The following is a 19,830-nucleotide window of genomic DNA, read 5'->3' on the forward strand; positions in this document are numbered from 1 at the left end:
TTCTCCTATGTGCTCCGGCTAACACAGAAGACTCCCCCCTCCCCGTTTAAACACAACTTTGGTCGCGTAAGCGATGAATGATGACTAAAGGAAGGCGTTCTCTTCAAAAATAGCAGAACCTCGAACACCCAAAGTTCTGCCATGTGACAAATTAACGCTCTAGACTCGACGTTTTTTAAACGCATGCCAGCCCGCGCTTAACATCGTTTTCACCACTACGCCAAGCGCACTTAAATGAGGATCGGCATTTTTCCCCGCGGCAATCCGCCACATTTGATGCTCGTACCAAACCAACCCGACCATCGCCATTTTATCCAAGGCGGGTTTACCGGTCGTCGGGGCAATGAGTGGCATGCCGTAGTCTGGGTTGTCGATGAGCTTATTGGGGAAATCGGGATCCACCGCCATGGTGCGTGCTAGACCAATAAAATCCGTCACGGAAGTGGATAACGCTTCATTCATTGCGGGCGCCGTGCGAAAACCGCCCGTGACCACTAGCGGTGTGTCTACCAGCTTTCTCACTTTTTCCATGTAATCCAAAAAATACGCTTCGCGTTTTACTGTGCTGGCCTTAACGGGTTTATCTTTAGAGCCCATCATGGACGGGCTTTCATAAGTCCCACCTGATATTTCGATGAGATCAATGCCATTTGCACTGAGCGCTTGCACTACCTGCATAGACTCTTCTTCAGTAAAGCCCCCCTTCATAAAGTCGGCGCTATTGAGTTTAATACCCACCGGAAAGTCATCACCCACCTCGTGACGGATCGCCTGATACACGTCAACGACAAAACGAAGTCTATTCTCTAGTGATCCTCCCCATTTATCCTGACGCTGGTTGTGCCTGGCAGATAAAAACTGACTAACCAAATAACCATGCGCACCGTGAATTTGCACCCCTGTAAATCCGGCTTGCTTCGAAAGTTTGGCACTTAATGCAAATTTATTGATAATGTCATAAATTTCAGTTTCACTCAGCTCACGTGGTGTATTGAAGCCTTTTTCTAATCCACGTCCGAGTGAAATAGCAGAAGGAGCAACCGGCTCATCACATAAAAATTTCGGGATCTGCTTGCCTGGGTGGTTAAGTTGCATCCATATTTGAGTGCCACTTTGTTTTCCAGCTTTTGCCCACGCCCTAAAGCGTGCTAAATCACTTTTCTCATCTAACACCACGTTTTTAGGTTCGCCCAACGCACGTCGATCCACCATAACATTACCGGTAATCGCTAAGCCGATACCGCCTTTAGCCCAACGTTGATAAAGGGTTACTAAGCCGGCGGTAGGGTTATGTTGCTTGTCAGCGAGCTGTTCACTCATCGCCGATTTAAACAACCTGTTTTTAATCGATTGACCATTAGGTAGGGAGAAAGGTTCGCTGAGATTAATTGAATTCATATGTGCTCTTATCTGCTATCTGGCTTGATTTGGTTGATTGATTGATTGGTTGGTTGGCCGAGTGCGATAGTGTCGAACCGAGGGTATCGCAAATATCAGTATTGAGAAACATCATGGGCGGTGTCGCCCACTTCAGAACATCGACAATCGATACGCTACACTCTTTAACAAAACTCGGTCAACTCATGATGCGTTAATTGAGACACGATCCGCCTCTCTTCATCGCCGACATGAGACCCAGAATATTCAAATAAGGACACCTTTAACTCTCGTAATGTGGTTGAACAAGAGCAAAGCACGGACCCAATAAAACGCCATGGCCTAAGATATGTCACTGACCTTCGATCAGTGACATCCCCTACTCTCTATGCATGTCCTATGCATGCTTCATTTTGGTAGCAAGCGCAAATCGGTTCCAAGCATTGATCATTATGACTTGCATCATGGCTTGAGCGACGAACTCTTCACCTAAAAGTTCAAGGCACTGCTGATAAGTGGATTCCGATACGCCAGAGTTGGCGATCAGTGTCATTTCATCAGTAAGCGTTAGTAGCGCCTTTTCTGTTTTGCTAAACAATGGTGACTCTTGCCACGCTGCAAGCGCAAATAATTTCTGTTGTTCAATGCCTATCTTGATCGCTTCCGTCGTGTGCATCTGAATACAGTACGCACACTGATTTATTAAGGAAGCTCGTATCTTAATCAGCTCCTTTAGCTGACTGTCTAACTCGGTTTCCGTTAGATAATTTTCTATCGATAGCATTGCGACTAGTGCTTTTGGTTGAACTTCCGCAAGATTTATACGTTTAGCCATTGTTACACCCTCATAGGATTATTTAGCATCGCCTTAATACGATGTTGGTATTGTGCATCATTCGATTTAGTCGCAGAATATGTGATAAAACTGAATCAGTTTTGCATAAAACGCAAAGGTAGGATCATGTTAGAGTTAATCAAAGTATTTGATCAGGTGGTGGAGTCAGGAAGTTTCTCTCAAGCAAGTAAAGCGCTCAATATGGCGCCCTCCTCTGTTGCCAGAAATATTGATAACCTTGAAGCTAGAATTAAGACCACGCTTTTTAAGCGCAGCACTCGCCAACTCATACTGACTGAAGAAGGGCAATATTTTTACCAACAAGCGTCGCAACTATTACACGATAGCAATAAGCTACTGGCAGAAATGCGCGGGAACCATGGTGTGCCAGAAGGCATGCTACGCATTTCGGTTTTTGAGAGCTTTGGGAATTTGTGCCTCACCCCATTGATTCCAGAATTTCTTGAACGCTACCCGAAAATACACATTGAATTAGAGCTAGATAACAACGTCGTAGATTTACACAGTGACAATATCGACATCGCCATCCGCATCGGAACGCCACAAGATAGCCGCCTCAAAGCCCGTCATTTGCTGACCAATTATACGTCCTTGGTCGCGTCACCCTCTTACATAAAGCAGCATGCGCCCATAGAAAAGCCTGATGACCTTCAAGATCATAACTGCTTACTCATAAGCCATGAGCGGCAACGACACTACTGGCACTTCAGTAAAAAATCCGTGAATAAAAAGGTGTCAGTCAAAGGAAACTTAATTTCTAAAGGTGGCTCACCGTTGCTGTATGCGGCATTACAGGGAAGCGGTGTTCTACTGCTGTCGGACTGGATGCTAAAACCGTACTTAGAAAATAATCAACTAGTAAAACTGCTACCTATTTGGACAGCAACCCATGGTGAGCAAAGCAGCGGAGAAATTTTTGCTATCTATAAAAGCACCCAATATCCCAAGCCTCATATTCGCGCCTTCATTGACTTCTTGGTGGAGAAACTGCAATCCATGACACCGGTTATTTAACCTATAGCTAATGACAAGTCGCAAACGGTCATCTACGACAGGAACGCAGCGCAACTGAACGACTCATTGATAGATTACACGGTGCTGTCCAAAGTGATTTAGGTCGATCTTGGATAGATCGATCTTCTGTTATCGAAAGTATTCAGCAGACACTCTCCACCTCTTTACGTTTAATGTCGATAACATTAGGTCTCACCTTTGTACTGTGCTTATTCAGTTCACCTCATACATTTCATCACTGGAAGCGAGGCAAGCTTGCCCGAAGTCGTGTCAACGCTTAGACCCAAACTAGTCTATGCATTTTATGCATAGACTAGTTCACATAATATCATTTGAGTCACCTCTTTCATCTCATTACACTGCGCGCTCTTTTTTATCACCATAACATCACGATTGAGCGCCATGTTTTCACAATCAATTTTGGCTCAACTGTTTAGGATGCTTGCACTGCTTACCGTCACACTGGTTGCTGTGCATCATTCCCCGACATTACTTGAACTGTTTGCTGGGCAAGCCATTAATTCTGGCTGCCACCAACAAAACCCAACGGGTGAACCTCATCATTCACACCAATCAACACACCACCATCATTAGAGCCTGATTTTTATGAGTATTTTCCGCTTTCCTATTTTAGTTTGGCTCGGTATTGGCATTTTAATTACTAGCCTAGGTATCCGTCAGTCCTTTGGCATTTTTATGATGCCCATTTCTGAGCATTTCCAAACTGGACGCGAATTTTTTAGCTTCGCCATTGCCTTACAAAATCTCATGTTTGGCGTATTTCAGCCGTTTGTTGGCATGGCTGCCGATAAATGGGGGTCGAAGCGTATTATCTTAATGGGGGCTATCGCGTACGCGGCGGGATTATATCTAACGTCTATTGCCACAATTCCTTCGCAACTCTACTTCTCGCTAGGCGCGTTAGTCGGGCTTGGTTTAAGCGCCACTAGCTACGTCATTGTACTCGGCGCAGTCGCCAAGGTTGTCCCAGCACAACACGCAGCGAAGGCCTTTGGGCTGACGACAGCAGCAGGATCCTTTGGTATGTTTGCCATGATCCCCGGTGCACAAATGATGCTAGAAACGATTGGTTGGCAAGGCGCCCTGCAAGCGTTTGCTATGCTTTGTACGATGATGATTGCGTTTGCGTTGTTTATGAAATCCAATAAAGCAACAAGCGCTTCGCAAACACACCAAGTTGAAGAGCCCGAGCAAACACTGGGTCAAGCACTCAAAGAAGCCTTTAACAATAAAAGCTATTGGCTCATTCATGCTGGCTTCTTTGTTTGTGGCTTCCACGTCATGTTTATTGCCACCCACTTACCCAGCTATCTAGCAGACAAACACTTGCCTGCCAGCAGCGCTGCTTTAGCACTGGCATACGTCGGTATTTTCAATATCTTTGGCTCCTACTTTTGGGGCGTGATGGGGGATCGTTTCAGTAAACGTCACGTGATGTCTGCGCTTTATTTAGTTCGCACTGTCGTTATTGCTTGCTTCGTCACGCTGCCCGTCACAGAAAGCACAGCGGCTATTTTTGGGGGGGCCATTGGTTTTTGTTGGTTAGGTACGGTTCCGCTTACATCAGGGCTTGTTCGCCAGATTTTTGGGGCACGCTACCTCTCAACGCTTTATGGCTTGGTTTTCTTCACTCACCAAATCGGTAGCTTTTTAGGGGCGTGGGTTGGTGGCCGTATCTATGATTACTATGGTTCTTATGAGCCTATTTGGTGGTCAACGGTCGTATTGGCCTTCCTAGCGGCGCTAATTCATTTACCTATCAATGACAAACCACTGCGCACCTTCAAACCCTTAGCTGTGGCTTAACCAAGTATCATCCCTTTCTCATAGCCTCTCTTAGGAGAGGCTATCTTTAGAACCTATCCAATCTCTTCTAGCTGACTGTGCAACCAATCCGAAAAAACGCGATACTTCGAACGATGTTGCATGCCTTGCGGGCAAACTAAGTCATAGCCTTTACCTGAGTCAACCTGTGCAAAAGGTGCAATAAGGACACCTTCTTCAATTAATGGTTTAATGAATTCGTATCGACCTAAGGCCACCCCCATCGACCCGCATGCCGCCTCTATTGCCAAGCGATTATCACTGTACAGATCACAACAACGTTGACAGTCAATGCTCCATTCCCCTTCCTGCAACCAATGCTGCCATGACCGACTATCACCACTATGAATAAAATTCGCATCGGCTAGCCGTTCAACCCCAGCCATTAGATCCAATTGATTTGCATATTCAGGCGAACAAACCGGGGTTCGGACACCATTAAATAGCCGCGTGCTGTAATGATTAGGGTAATGACCGTCACTATAAAATATCGCTACATCATAAGGATCAAACTGGAACTCAATTTGGTTCTGTTTTGTCTGCAGCTTAATACTTAAATGCGGGTACAAACGCCGAAACGAGTTAAGTCTTGGCATTAACCACGCCGACGCAAAATAAGGCGAGGTCGCAATATAGATCTCCCCAGTAAGTTCACCGTTTTGGATATCACCTAGCTCATTAAAAATGAGTTCAAACGATGTGTTTAACATCGCAAGGACTCTTTCACCTTCAGGAGTCAATGCCAGCTTACGCGTTTTACGGACAAACAGGCGAAAGTTGAGCTGCTTCTCCAACTTTTTGATTCGGTGACTGACCCCGCCTTGAGTCAGGAATAATTCATCAGCCGCCAAGGTAAAACTTAAATGCTTAGCCGCAATACTGAACGTATGCAATAACGCTAGCAGCTGTTGACGATTTGAGAATGACACAATGCATTACCTCCAGTAATCCATAACAGCAAATTATGAGTTTGTAGAGTATATCCAATCCGATTTAAATTAAACCACGTAATCCAAATAACATTAACTACGAGGTTATTCTATGAATCCTAACCAAACTCTAAAAGTCGTTGTCATCGGTAGTGGCTCAAGCTATACACCTGAACTCGTTGAAGGTTTACTCGCTCGCCACCATGAACTGCCGATTGCGGATCTATGGTTAGTCGATATCGATGCTGGAATGGAAAAAGCCCACATCATCGCCGACCTAACAAAAAGAATGATTGCAAAAGCTGGCTGTGATATTCGAGTTCACCTTACAACTAATCGAAAACAAGCGCTAGAAAATGCCGATTTTGTGTGCTCTCAGTTCAGAGCTGGTCGTATGGAAGCACGCTTAAGAGATGAACGCATCGCTTTGAAATATCGCATGATTGGTCAAGAAACTAATGGTCTTGGCGGGTTTTCAAATGCTTGCCGTACTATTCCCATCGCATTAGACATTGCCAAAGAAATGGAAGTGCTCTGCCCCAATGCGTGGCTACTTAACTTTACCAATCCCTCTGGTATGGTGACCGAAGCACTGTTGAAATACTCCAACATTAAAACCGTTGGTCTTTGTAATGTCCCCGTCAATATGGAGCGTGGCGCGGCCAAAATGCTTGGCGTCGAACGAGAAGATATCACGATGCAAATTGCCGGGCTAAACCACTTAGTCTGGGCTCGACAAATCCTGCACGATGGTCAAGATAAAATCGCCCAAGTCACTCAAGCCTTGCTCGATGGTAATGACCAAATGACGCCCAAAAACATTCCTCCATTTCGCTGGGATCCAGAATTAATTACCAATATGGGTATGGTGCCATGTGCGTATTTACGCTATTACTACCAATCTCGAGACATCATTAACAAAGAGTTCGCAGCATCAGAGTCAAAATCGAATCGTGCTGATCTTGTCGCTGAAGTTGAAGAACAGCTATTAGAAATCTATCGAGATCCGACATTAGACACGAAACCGAAAATACTAGAACAACGTGGCGGTGCTCACTATTCTGAAGCCGCCTGTGAATTGATGAGCAGTATCTTCAACAATAAGCGAAGCATTATGCACGTAAATACTCGCAACAACGGCGCGATTCAAGGTTTACCTGATGATTGCGCGGTCGAAGTCAGTGCTGTCATCACCAGCAGTGCGATAATACCGCTTAATGTTGCCCCCTTTGATCAAGATACGCTGAGGTTAATACAGCTGATGAAGGAATTCGAAACGCTCACTGTAGAGGCCGCTATTAATGGTGATACCAACGCCGCTAAACGAGCGCTAATTCTTAATCCTATTGTTGACAGTGGCAGCCATATTGACGAAGCGATCAAAGAAACGGTGCAAGAGAATATTGAATTCATGCCTGCATTCGCTCACGTTCTTAATCGATAGACGGAAGGTAATCGTATGAAAATCATTCTCAATGCTGATGACTTCGGTTTAACCGAAAGCGTCAACAACGCTATCGTCGACTGCTTTAAGATGGGCATCGTTAAATCGACGACCATCATGATGAATCAACCTGGTACACAACATGCTGTGGATTTATATCATCAGGGGTTAATTCGCGAAGTAGGGCTGCATTTCACTGTCACGGCAGGAAAACCCATTTTAGATGCGAAGCAGGTATCCACATTGGTTGATGAGCAAGGGTATTTCCTAAAACGACGTGAATTATATCGTAAAACCGACGTCTGCTCAGAGCAAGTCTACCAAGAGATTAAAGCGCAATATCACGCTGCAATCAATGCAGGCTTGGCTATTAACCACCTCGACACACATCACTTTGGCGGTATATTTCCTCGCCTAAAAGCGGCGTTTACCCGCTTTGCAAACGACGTTAACTTACCAGTACGGCGCACTGACAGCATCATCGTCGGGCAAGATGTATTAAAAGTCACGACTCCCGATGCGTTTGATCTCGGTTTTTATGACGAAGGGGCAAACCTAGAGCACCTCAAAGCAATGCTCATCAGCTATCAGCATAAAATGCCAAGCGGTATTGTGGAGTTCATGTGCCACCCGGCAAAGACCGTCACAACCGAGCTTGAACAGCTATCAGGATACACGGATAAACGCGTTAACGAATTCGATATCCTCACTTCTATCGAATTAAAGGATTGGCTAGCCGCGAACAATATCGAGTGCATTGGGTTTGATGCGCTGCACTCGAACTAAAGATTAAAGCGATTACATTCAAACAAACCACGCACATATACTCTGTTCAACAAGAACATAAGCCCCTTTTTAAAAGGGGCTTATAAATGTTAATCGTTCACCGAATGTTAATAGCTCACTTGGATCTTAATAATTCACTGAGTGTTAATAGTCCACTTGATAATTCAGAGCAAAAGTACGACCTCGCCCTTTGTAGTTATAACGCTCACCACCGCGATATAGGATTTGAGCTTTTTGCCCCCAGACTGTGGTGTAATCCTCATTAAATAAGTTATTAACCGAGAATGCTACGCTGCCAACGGGTAATTGAACCGTTGTTAAGAAGTCAACCGTGGTATAGCCATTGAGCTTGCCGCCTTGATCGTCTTCTCTGTCCAACATCGTTTGGCTTTGTAAGCGAGCAGAGTAACTGTCTTGTGCATATCCAAGCCAAGAGCCGACTTTAGAGGCACTGGAGTACCCTACACCCACTTTCTTCCATTCGCCGGTGGTCTGGTCTTTATCTTCTGTTTCGACAAGGTGACCGTTGGCACCAATACTCCAATTATCATTGATGTAGTAACCCACCGACGCCTCTAGGCCATAGGTTCTCTTATCTTTGTTTTCAACGATAACATCGTAGTTTTTCGTCTTAATTGATTTATCCGATAACGCATAGTACGCCGCCGTTTGAATACTCAAGCGATTCATATCTATGCGGTAGCCTATTTCATAGCTATTCGTTTTAACGCCTTCTAAACGAGCGGAGTCAATATCATAGGCTTGAACCAGCTTTCTATGCCCCGGATTCGCCGCGTCATCTTCGTACTTACCTTTACCGTAATATTTAGCGGCATCGGGTAAATCAAAGCCTTGCGAGAAGTTCGCCCAAACCTGACTGTCATCCGTGAGCTTATATAGAGTGCCTGCGTTAAACAGCCCGATGTTATAGTCCGTCGAACCGCCTTTGACTGCGTCTGCAGACGTGGCTGATCCCATCGCGATATTGACTTGCTCGTTCGCTGCAATGAAGTCATCCACCTTGTTATGCATATATTGGAAGCGATAGCCCCCTTCCACACTCCATCTATCCGTGATCTGGTAGCCCAATTGAGCAAAAGCCGCTACCGATGAGGTTTCCACACCAGGGTAACGCCCGATCGTATGGGCGGTGTTATTCACCATGCCACCTGAGGCTGTGCTCGTCGCCTGATCAAAAATAACCTGATTCGACTCTAACGTGTCCATATAGCCATCAAGGCCATAGTTTACGCTCAGTTGATTGAAATCTTTTACCAAAGCGGTTTTAAAGCTGATGACTTGTGTCTTCTGTTGAGAAGCTCTGAGGTGGTCGCCATTTCTTGAATCTGAATAAAGGTAAGGTGCGAAAGTGTAATCTTCATTTCTAAACGACAATTGAGCTAAGAGTTGTTGCTGTCCAATGAAATCCGTATCGGAGTATTCGGCGTTAAGTAGCACTCTTTTCGTGCCTTGCTGACGGTCAGAGGAAAAGCCATCAGAAACCGTTGGGTGAGTCTTGTTAGCAAAATTAGGGCCGTAGTTTAAGCCATAAGGGCTGGATTGCTGGTTACTGTAATACTGAGCCAATAGATTAACGGATTTTGAATCAGCAAGATCAAACGTTAATGAGCCCATGGTGTCGAGCACTTCATTGAACTGCGACGAACCTTGCGTGGTATCCGGTACCACCATTTTGCCATTGGCATCATAAAAGGCTTGGGTTTTACCATAAACGACCGATGCACGGCCTCGTACCTTGTCATTGCCGCCACTCACCGACTGAGCAATTTTAAAGTCTCCATCCTCGCTGGAATTAAATCCAGATTGACCACTCACAAACGACTCAAATTGTAGCGCTTCCGAATCGGCTTTCTTAGTAATGATATTGACCACACCACCTGTCGCGCCCGCCCCATAAATGGCTGTCGCACCAGATAACACCTCAATTCTTTCAATATTAAACGGATCAATCGAATCTAACTGGCGACTCACCGCTCTTGATGAGTTCATAGAGACACCATCAATCATGACAAGCATTGGGCGACCACGAAGGTTTTGTCCGTAGTTGGTTCGGCCTTCCGTTGAAATATCCAGTGAAGGCACTTCCTGAGCTAAAATTTGACCGAGACTTTTACCACTGCGGTTACCACGCTCTATCGCCTCATTGTCTACGTACCAAACTGTCGCTGGGATTTCACTAATACTTTTAGGGGCACGGCTCGCCACCACCACTAATTTTTCATCTGTTTTGCGTTCCACATCCGATGTATCCGATTCAGCCTGTGCTGACATTGATACACTAAAACCTGAAGCAACCATCGTTGCCAGAATGCCGTTGAGCGCAAATTTCCTTGAACTGATTTTCATTGTTTTCTCTTATTATTTAAACCACTAACACTAATGACTACCGGATGTAGCACGCCACAATCCAACTCTCGCAAGATAATAAATGATAATCATTTCCATTTCTATTTCTAATTGTGCTTTTATTCTCATTAATGATATAAATGCGCGAGTTAAGTCGATGATTTTTGCTATTCAATTAAGCAAACTGATGATTTTCATCATGATTCATTGATGAGCTAGTATTACTAGGCGTATTCCAATCGATAAAGTCACCTCGGCTACCAATATCAAAAATCATCGAATTTGCCACCGAATTAATAATCTTAGCCGCTCGCCACGCCGCCAAACTTAGCTGTGGTTCAGCGATACCGTGACTATGAATCCCTGCATTCACAATAAATACCTCACCGTAATTTTGTTGATCGAATTGAGCAATATTGAATCCCTGACCAAGGCAAATATGCTGGTTGTGATCGCGTTGAAAATGCGCTTCTAGCGGTTTTGCGCAGCTAGGTAAACTCCCTTGATAGCCGGTTGCCAGAATAACAATATCCGCGTCTTCCTGTTCAGCGCCGCTCGTTAGACCATTTTGATAATGCAATCTAAAAGCGTCCCCTACTTGCTTCATCTCAACCATCGTCCTATGTGGCAGTAAATGCACCCAACGCTCTTCACCAGCGACATCAAACCTTTGATACAGCGCTTGGTATATTTCCAGTAAGCACTTCTGGGTCACCCCATCCGAAGTTAACTTCTGGCTGGCCACCTCTTTTTCCTTAATGGCATGATTTAGCTTGTAAAAATTTTCAACGTAGTCTGGCGTAAAGTACTCATTAGTGAAGGAAGCTTCATCCAAGGGTTGATAATTGGCTCGTCTCGAGATCCAGTTAAGTCTCGCTGGTTTACCCCACTTCTCATTAAGAATATTAAGGAAAATGTCCGCACCAGATTGACCACCGCCAACAATCGTCACTTTACGCCCCGAAAAGTCTCGGTCACGCAGCGCAATTTCAGCAGCATGGAACACGTTAGCGCCCAAAAGCGGCTTAGCTGATTCGGGGAAAAATGGCGCTTTCCCTGTTCCCAAACAAAGGTGTCTCGCTTTAAATATTTGTCCATTCGAGTGCACATGATAAAGACCGTCGCGCTTTTCAATCTGCTCGACCGGGTGATTAAACTGTACGTTGGGCATTTCATTACTGGCCCAGTGCAGATAATCGGAAAACTCTTGCCTGCTGATACAGTTTTGCTCTGTACTTAAAAAGCGATAATATTTTTTCTTGGTCACTAGATAATTAAGAAATGAGTATGGACTCGTTGGGCACACCGCACTCACGAGATCTTTTAGAAAGTGAGTTTGCATGTGTGCGTTATCGAGTAATAAGCCTGGATGCCAAGAGAACTGGTTTCGGGCCTCTAGGAAAAGGCTTTTTACCGTGGATGTTTCATTAACCAACGCGGCAACACTTAAATTAAATGGACCAGCGCCTACGCCGATCAAATCGTATATCTCTTGATGAACTGTGGTGTGTTTCATTTAATGTTCCTTATTGTTCGGCAATATAAAGTGGGTTGTCCATATATCGGTCCATATCCGGTAGCATGCGATCGCTGCTCTTATCGGTGTTGTGTCGGAATTTAGATAAGTTCAGCCCCAGCCTTAGGATTTTTGGCTTGAATAGATCAAGGCGTTCAAACCGTTCAGCAAGATCGGGATGTCGATGTTGGTACTGTCTAATCACTCGAGAAAGGCAGCGGTAAAATTCCAGCTCTGACACATCTAAATGATGAAGCAGTGGTGAAATAAACCGCAAAACCGTAACAAAGTGCCCCGTCTGCAAGTCATGTATAATCAGTTCTTCGGGAAGGCGAGTTGTCACTTGCCTAACAATATCGGGAAGCCCGTCAAGTTCAGGGATATCGGATTGAACTAATCGCATATCACCTTGAAAATCTTTCAATAGAATGCGCTGAGGTATATTGTCCCGGCAGATAAGCGTCACGTTCTGACCATGGGCAATCAAGGAAATACCGTGCTTCGCTAACAAGTGGTAATAAGGGATCACCACGACTTCAAATAGCGTATTTAGCCACTGTTTTGGCGCAAGCCCCGATCGCTTGATTAACTCAACAATGACCGAGTTATCATGACTGTCCTGCTCAAACAGCATCGCCATGACATACGCATGCTCGCCTTGTTTTAATTGGCTTTCTGCCGACTCTCGCCAAATGACTCCCAGTAATTCATGATAGCGGTACGGGGCGTCCGTTAACGGCGTATAACACTGAGCGTTAATGTAGGCACTGGCTGGCTCCTCCAATGCTTGTGTCCCAAGACGTCGTAATTCACTATCGTTGCTGCACAGCGCCTTAATCCAACTTGACGCATAAGGTCCAGCCTTGATATATCGCCCTGGTATGCCGCGATAGCAAGAGGTATTCATTATCGTCAGCGGCAACTTAATATCATAGTGTGGCGCAGTCGTATTCGCGCCGGATGGGTGAACTGATAATGTTCGAATCGATAACTGAGATGAAACGAAAGCCCCCGCTTCACCTAAATAAATCAGTGTGTGGTCGCTCAGTTCCTTGATAAAAGCTAACGATACTTTGTTGCGCCATTGCCATGGGTGCACGGGTAAAATCACGTAGCTGGCAATATCCATACCCAAGGCATGGATTTGTTGGTGAAACTGCGACCATTCTTTGGCAGAAAGCACACTCGAATTCAAGTGTTCATTCCAATCGAGGTGGCAGGCAATACCCTGCTGCAATGTGTCGCGACATACTGCAACCCACATTAGTTGAAACTGGGCTTGATACTCAGGCGCGTAAGCTTGTAAGTCATTAATTCCCCATCCTCGTCGGCCTTTATTGAAAGCAAATTTGGGATGACCATTAACGATGGCTTGCTGCTGTAACAAGGAAATTTCACACAAACGCTCTACCGAGTAATCGGCTCTATTTGCCATCATACGACAGTCCGAATAGAGCGTAGCGTTCATGTCCTCAACATGTTCTGCAACTTGCTCATCGGTCATTGGTAAATGATGTTTTAGATCTTCAAGCAGATGAAGCGCGTCGATAGTGTCGCTTTCCGTGCCATTATCTATCCGGCGGATCGATGCAGGATCAATCTGGATATTGTCCCATATATACCATTGGCCTATAAAAAGATACTTAGACTCACCAACCCACGCGTAATACTCTTGCGTGTTGACGAATGCTTCACTTCTACCAATATCAAATGCGCCTTCATAATAAAATTCACTTAATATTTTTGCGACCATTTGCCGATTCGCGGCCGCCCAATAACAAGAGATAGCGGTCATATCATCCATTGCGCGCCTCCGTAAAAAAGCGATCTCTTCGCATCATCATGAGTGCCGATCTTTTATGAGGAAAATTAAACTCAAAGCGCTTTTCAAAACAGGTGTTCGTTAAGCGATGAAATAACTTTGCATTGTCAACTCTAGGCTCCATGACGATTTGCGTGGTGCGAACATCATCTAGAAAAATATAGTGGCATAGCGCCCATAGCCACGAGTCAAAATGCGCTTTTCCTCGAAAACTATTTTCACCCACTAAAAGGTGTATGCCCCTATCAAAGGTTTGGCAGTCGTAGTAAGGCGCGAGTCGATCCTCTTGAACCCAATAGACTTCAAAATACCCAAAAGGCTGCCCATTAAACTCTCCGATTAACGGCAATGTGAAAGAATCAGAGAGTCGCTCAAGAATAAACGCTTCGAGTTTATCTTTGGTCCATGCTTGCTCCCAGAACTCAGCGACTCTGGTATCATTCATCCACTTTTCAAACCTATCCATATCGCGATTTGGATCGAAGGTACGAAACGAAATCACCTTGTCTAGCGTGACGTCAAAACGGCTGTAGACCTCCCCTGTTGGCTTCGCAGGGCGAAGCGGGTTATAGCCCTTTCGTGGATCTCGCTGTTCCAGTATTAAAGGAAAGCGATCAGAGGGTTGATGTTTGTGTCCAGTAGCCGTCAATTGATAAAAGGCGGCTTTAGACAGTTCGTTATTCTCAAGCCAAGATGGACATAGATTTAGGCGACGGCATTCATCGTCAGAAAGTGCAACGCCCTCATTGTTTGTTGAGTAAGTTAACTGCGCTTCTATTTTTTTAACTAATGCATCAGAGTTCATCGACTCACTCCTGTGTTTCGACGAGAGGGTTATTCAAATCAAAGTAAATAATGGACGGATCAGGAATCGAGTTCTCATTAAGTCCATGTAAATAGCAGAAAAAGTTACCTTTACAGCACAAGTTCGGCGAGGTCAGTACGTACTTCAAGCACTCATGATCGGCTGGGTTACTTTCATACAGCGCGAGTAACCGCAATCTTAATATCATGAATAGTTGATCTTCATCCACCAAGCTCGATAGGCTGGCAATGACACCATAAGCGGAGTTAATAATGAGGTAGTAGGGAAAGTAACGATTCACTTTATCGTCATTCCAATAATTATCGGTCTCAGTCGGACTGCCCAAATGAGGGAATAGACTAAACGCCAATTTCGTCAGCCCAACGCCTTGACAGTCTCTAAAGTAGCTTTGAGTTGGCAAGCCCTCTTCCATTTCGACAACGATATTTTGCTGGTGGGCTAATAGCACGATGCCCAGTTGGCTCTGAAGCGTAAAAATAGGCAACACAACCTTGTCACAAAACCGCTCGAACCACTCCAGCGCAACAGACTCAGGGGAAACCTTTTTCCTCTTACTTTGGGTATGAATCATAGATGACAACACAGAGCTATCACTGGAGTAAGGCGTTTGCTGGCACAGTGTGGCTAGCACGGCTTGGGAGCGATGAGCGCACTCAAGTGATGCCCTAAAAGGGTTCTCACGAATGGTAAGCAGCGATTCGTCAATGATCAGCCCATCGCCATCAACTAACCCCATATAGGCGGGTTCTTGTAAAATCCTAAGCTCATGGCTGATGAGTTCATTTTGCGATGGAGTGAGATGTTCACAAATAGAAGCCAAAGCAACGCCGCGTTTTACTTCTTTTTCAGAGAGTAAACGAATCGAATTCGTCAGTTTGACACTCAAAGAGTATTTGAGCATGAAAGGAGAGTCTGGATTAAACAGTGCGCGTGTTGAGGATGTAGCAGACCAAGATTGTCCAGCAAAACCTAAATCAACTAACTGACCCGATTTCACATGTGCCTGTATGTTACTAAGCGCCAACATTTGCTCCGCCTGCCACGGGTGCATTGGAAAGACGTTCCATCCCTGATGATGATCATACTCATGTATTTCATCTGGCAAACTACTGTCACTTTGTCGCAATTTAAGCAAATAATCTTGCCAACTTTCAGTCCCAGCTGAATCGCCGACCATAATGTCATCAGAAGCTGCAAACCACCTTAGACAGAATGATGCTTTCAGTTCTGGTGAAAGTTGCTGGCTTAGCTCGACACTCAGATTCGAGCGACTCTTTGGCGCTGGGTGCATGGAGTGACCAATGAACAAACTTTGTTCAGCTTCAAGAAACTGCCACATTTTATCGTCCTGATGATGGCCATATCGATCCAAGGCAACCCAAGTATTTCTGTGACTTTCCATCACCGCATCCAAAAATGCAGATTTTTGCGAAGCGGAAATATCGCCCACAAGCTCCGCGTTTGAAACAATACACTCAACCGCACGCTCGAATGTGATGAACTCCCACCACTTACCCTCGCTATCACCTCGAACAATCGTCGATGAATAACAATTCATGCCCGTTTTAGACATTCGTAACACTTTGACTCGTATGTCACTATTGCTGCCTATCGGTATCGTTAAAAACCGGTCTTCGCCTACCGCAACAATACTCGCTAAGCGAGACTCTCGATAAAGCCCGTTAAAGAAACAATTTGCCGCTACATCCGTAGTACGTGCTTGACTAGGATTCATCTGTCATTACCTCTATAAGTTGAACTATAAACAACAATGCGAATGCTAATTATTATCATAATCAATTACAATAACTTTGTTGTGCGGGTAATTTGAGGAATAAGCCGTATTATCGAGATTGGGACGAACTGATGACGAGAAATGGTCAAAATGTAAACGTAACGTCGGGGAACTGACGTGCAACAGGTTGATAGAACCATCAAAAAGACCAATAAAAAAGGCACGTTTTCGTGCCTTTTTTTGTGACTTTACTCACATGAGTATTATTGATAGTTTGAGTTCATAGTACTATTCACTCATCGAGTTACTCTCAAACTCATAGCGAAAAGGACTCACTTCAACCATAGTATTAATTCTTACGCAGCAGCAAAAGAAAGTATCCGCCGCCCACGACTGACGCCATCAACCCTGCCGGAAACTGCCAAGGGAACCATACTGTACGGCCAAGCCAGTCAGCTGTAACCATTAAACTGGCGCCCACTAAGCAGCTAACCACCAATTGATGGCGAGCTCGATATTGACCAAGCCCCCTGGCAATGTGCGGAGCAAGTAAGCCAACGAAGCTCAGTGGACCTATCACTAATGTGGCTAATGCCGTCAGCAGTGATGCCATAATTAGCAATACTAAACGCGTTCGTTTCGTGTTGATACCAACCGAAACGGCGGAGGTTTGCCCTAAATTGAGTATGTCTAACCATCGGCAGGACAAATACGCCCCTCCTCCCAGAACCAACACCCCCAACGCTAACGCCAGCACGTCTTGATAACTCGCTAAATAAGTAGACCCCGAAAGCCAAGTAAGTAACGCCTGCACATTATCTTGTCCCGATGACAAAGCGACCCTCAAAATGGCGTCAAGCGCTGCGCTAACGGCGATACCCGTCAATAACAACTGGGTGGGTGCATAATTGGATCGCTTGCTAAATTGAAGAATTGCCATCATCACCAACGCCGCACCAATGCCACCATAAAGAATTTGTTCCGCTCTGGTTGGTGTTAAACCCAACCATGCACATAGAACCAAAGCAAGTGCCGCACCCGAGCTAATACCCATCACTTCCGGGCTTGCCATTGGGTTAACGGTAATCCTCTGCACAATCGTTCCAGCCAGCGCCAGTCCACAACCTGCAAATATCGCCCCCAGTACCCTAGGGAGCCTTAGGTCAATAATGCGCCAATCATAAGAGAGCTGCCAGCCTGTTTGAGTTCGCCCTAAAAACACAGCAATACAAAAGAGTGCAACTAATAACAAACAAAGGAGGCTCGATATTCGTAGAAAGGAGCGAGGATGATAGCGCTTCGTCGCGACATTTTCGGCTTTAAAGCTCGCTGAGAACTTGTTGGTTGCGAGCAGCCATAAAAGACAAGGTGCGCCTAGCAACGCGGTTATTGCCCCAGTGGGAAGTAACTCACTAGAGACGCCAGAGAATGGTTGAATCAGTAAATCAGCAAAAAGCAGCAACAACGCGCCAACAAGAGCACTGATGAAAACACGATGGATAAATCGGCGAGCACCCAACATTTTAGCGACCGTTGGTGCAACTAAGCCAATAAAACCAATCACGCCCACCGTTGCAACAACGATAGAGGTAATGAGCACCGATAAGGTCAGCCCAAATAATCTGACTCGAGCGACATTCACCCCTGAAGACTCAGCCACCTCACTACCGAGTCCAAGCGCTGCAAGTGGTCGCTGAATCACCACAATCACCACAATAGTAAGCGTAAGAATAGCCAAAACGAGTTGCGTATTTCCCCAACCTTGCTGAGTGAGTGCGCCTGCGCCCCAAACAAACAAACTGGTTAACTGTTGCTCATTTAGCATCACTAGCATCATGTTCGTCGCGCCTAGAAACAGCGTCACAACCATTCCTGCTAATACCATTTGTAGTGGTGCGAAGCCTTTTTTAGCGGTTAGCAAAAACACTAAGCCCGCCGCAAGCAGTCCTCCGGAGAAAGCAAACATATATTGAGTGAGCCCACCAGCGACGGAGCCCACGAGTAAGCTTGCGGTCATACCCAGCTCAGAACCTGCCGCGACACCCAATGTCGTTGGAGAAGCCATGGGGTTTTGCAACAAGTGCTGCATTAAACACCCGGCAACGGCTAATGATGCACCGCAAACCAAGGCCATGGATAAACGTGGGAAGAAGGTAAAATGCAGAATCAGTTGTCTAAAGTCGCTATCGTCACGATGGAACAGAAAGGTCTGCCATTCAGATAACGTTAACTGATAGGGAAGCGCGTGAACCAACAGCCAGCCTAGGACTAACAGCGTCATAAACGCCAATAGATGAAACCTGCTCTGTTGTGTTTTTAATGAGGAAATGGCTAATTGCATCATCAGCCCTATTGCGCATGCAGCGCTGCAACGCGAGTGACCACTTCATCACTCAACCTTTGCATTGCGATTAAACTACCAAACGTCCACACCTTGGGAACAATGGCCACGCGCTGCTCTCGGGTAAATGCCATCGCACCCCATAATGGCGATCCATTGAGCGTCGCTTGTTCCTGCTCACTCAAAGGACCAAAGATCAACACATTACTGTTTTGATGCTTCGCTAACTGTTCAACGCTAGCAGAAGAGAAACCCCAGCTGTTAGTGGGACCTTGCCAGCCGTTGGTCATCGACATCGCCGCTATGGTGTCGTTCATGAGTGAGCCATCACTATGGATCCTAACGTGTTTGTCACCAATGAAACGAATCATGATAAATGAACGACTATCTTGCCACTGCGCCACTTTCTCTCCGTTCGTTGCCAATTTAGCGGCGGTGTCATCAATCAACCTCTGCGCGGCTTGTTGGCGTTCAAAAACATCACCGAATGTCTGGATGACACGCTTGGCATTTTGATACGGCTGTTTGCTATCGTTATAAATAGTGAGGGCCAGCGTGGGCGCGATCGAGTTAAGTTTTTCATAAGCAGGCGCGAGGTGGGCACTCATAATAATCAGATCAGGTTTTAAGCTGGCAATCAGCTCCAAATTTGGTTCTCGACGAGAGCCCACATCCACCGTGTCTGAAGGTAATGTCGGCACCCCTACCCAATCTTGGTAGCCTGGAACATCAGCAACGGCTAGAGGCTGAATGCCTAATGCCAGCACAGATTCCGCCAAAGCCCAATCCAGCACGACAATTCGCTTTGGGATGCCTTTAAGCGCTTGCTCACCTAAATCATGCTGAATCATGCGGGCAAACGTCGACGTTGAAAGTAAAAGACATAGCGTCATAAAAAATGTAGAGATAATTCGAGTTAACACGTTGGCATTCCTAATTCTGTTTCTATTTCTATTTCTATTTCTATTTCTA

The 19,830-nt window shown here is 45.5% G+C and carries 15 protein-coding genes; 5 read left to right on the plus strand and 10 right to left on the minus strand.

Annotation, left to right across the window (positions count from 1 at the left end; genetic code table 11):
• Positions 1-159: 159 nt before the first annotated feature.
• Both MD535_RS12665 and MD535_RS12670 read right to left on the minus strand, forming a co-directional pair.
• Complete coding sequence (locus tag MD535_RS12665; RefSeq protein WP_265675383.1) at positions 160-1,398, minus strand: NADH:flavin oxidoreductase/NADH oxidase family protein; 1,239 nt, start codon at positions 1,396-1,398, stop codon at positions 160-162.
• A gap of 376 nt (positions 1,399-1,774) precedes the next feature.
• Entirely contained in the window at positions 1,775-2,212 is a 438-nt protein-coding gene (locus MD535_RS12670) for a carboxymuconolactone decarboxylase family protein (protein WP_265675384.1), read from the minus strand.
• Positions 2,213-2,338: 126 nt separating this feature from the next.
• Between MD535_RS12670 and MD535_RS12675 the strand changes: the two genes are divergently transcribed.
• The 3 genes from MD535_RS12675 (at position 2,339) to MD535_RS12685 (ending at position 5,074) form a co-directional block, all read left to right on the plus strand.
• Positions 2,339-3,247: a LysR family transcriptional regulator gene (locus MD535_RS12675; RefSeq protein WP_265675385.1), complete on the plus strand. Its 909-nt coding sequence runs from the start codon at positions 2,339-2,341 to the stop codon at positions 3,245-3,247.
• A 402-nt stretch (positions 3,248-3,649) separates the two neighbouring features.
• Entirely contained in the window at positions 3,650-3,841 is a 192-nt protein-coding gene (locus MD535_RS12680) for a hypothetical protein (RefSeq protein ID WP_265675386.1), read from the plus strand.
• A 12-nt stretch (positions 3,842-3,853) separates the two neighbouring features.
• The gene (locus tag MD535_RS12685; RefSeq protein ID WP_265675387.1) at positions 3,854-5,074 is read left to right on the plus strand and encodes an MFS transporter; all 1,221 of its coding nucleotides are present in this window, start codon (positions 3,854-3,856) and stop codon (positions 5,072-5,074) included.
• Between the two features lie 53 nt (positions 5,075-5,127).
• Here MD535_RS12685 and MD535_RS12690 read toward each other — a convergent pair whose 3' ends face one another.
• Complete coding sequence (locus MD535_RS12690) at positions 5,128-6,024, minus strand: LysR substrate-binding domain-containing protein (RefSeq protein WP_265675414.1); 897 nt, start codon at positions 6,022-6,024, stop codon at positions 5,128-5,130.
• 109 nt (positions 6,025-6,133) lie between these two features.
• On the opposite strand from MD535_RS12690, the gene MD535_RS12695 reads away from it, so the two are divergent.
• Together MD535_RS12695 and MD535_RS12700 are read left to right on the plus strand one after the other, a co-directional pair.
• Positions 6,134-7,465 (plus strand): 6-phospho-beta-glucosidase, encoded by a 1,332-nt coding sequence (locus MD535_RS12695; RefSeq protein ID WP_265675388.1) that lies wholly within the window; start codon positions 6,134-6,136, stop codon positions 7,463-7,465.
• Positions 7,466-7,480: 15 nt separating this feature from the next.
• On the plus strand, positions 7,481-8,251 hold the full coding sequence (locus MD535_RS12700; RefSeq protein ID WP_265675389.1) for a carbohydrate deacetylase: 771 nt from the start codon (positions 7,481-7,483) through the stop codon (positions 8,249-8,251).
• Positions 8,252-8,395: 144 nt separating this feature from the next.
• Here the strand turns inward: MD535_RS12700 and MD535_RS12705 are convergent, their stop codons facing one another.
• From MD535_RS12705 to MD535_RS12735, 7 genes are all read right to left on the minus strand, one after another.
• Positions 8,396-10,618, minus strand: a complete 2,223-nt coding sequence (locus MD535_RS12705) for a TonB-dependent receptor (RefSeq protein ID WP_265675390.1) — start codon at positions 10,616-10,618, stop codon at positions 8,396-8,398.
• Between the two features lie 175 nt (positions 10,619-10,793).
• Positions 10,794-12,134 carry a lysine N(6)-hydroxylase/L-ornithine N(5)-oxygenase family protein gene (locus MD535_RS12710; protein WP_265675391.1) on the minus strand — a complete coding sequence of 447 codons (1,341 nt, stop codon included), beginning with the start codon at positions 12,132-12,134 and terminating at the stop codon, positions 10,794-10,796.
• Positions 12,135-12,144: 10 nt separating this feature from the next.
• Positions 12,145-13,938, minus strand: coding sequence for an IucA/IucC family protein (locus MD535_RS12715; RefSeq protein ID WP_265675392.1), 1,794 nt, complete (start codon positions 13,936-13,938; stop codon positions 12,145-12,147).
• Positions 13,931-14,761: a GNAT family N-acetyltransferase gene (locus MD535_RS12720; RefSeq protein ID WP_265675393.1), complete on the minus strand. Its 831-nt coding sequence runs from the start codon at positions 14,759-14,761 to the stop codon at positions 13,931-13,933. Before MD535_RS12720 ends, MD535_RS12715 begins: the two co-directional genes overlap by 8 nt.
• A 4-nt stretch (positions 14,762-14,765) precedes the next feature.
• Positions 14,766-16,517, minus strand: a complete 1,752-nt coding sequence (locus MD535_RS12725) for an IucA/IucC family protein (RefSeq protein WP_265675394.1) — start codon at positions 16,515-16,517, stop codon at positions 14,766-14,768.
• 349 nt (positions 16,518-16,866) lie between these two features.
• Positions 16,867-18,858, minus strand: coding sequence for a Fe(3+)-hydroxamate ABC transporter permease FhuB (fhuB, locus tag MD535_RS12730; RefSeq protein WP_265675415.1), 1,992 nt, complete (start codon positions 18,856-18,858; stop codon positions 16,867-16,869).
• An 8-nt stretch (positions 18,859-18,866) separates the two neighbouring features.
• Entirely contained in the window at positions 18,867-19,781 is a 915-nt protein-coding gene (locus MD535_RS12735; RefSeq protein ID WP_265675395.1) for an ABC transporter substrate-binding protein, read from the minus strand.
• Positions 19,782-19,830: the final 49 nt, after the last annotated feature.

This window comes from Vibrio qingdaonensis, assembly GCF_026191675.1.
GTDB classification, from domain to species: Bacteria; Pseudomonadota; Gammaproteobacteria; order Enterobacterales; family Vibrionaceae; genus Vibrio; species Vibrio qingdaonensis.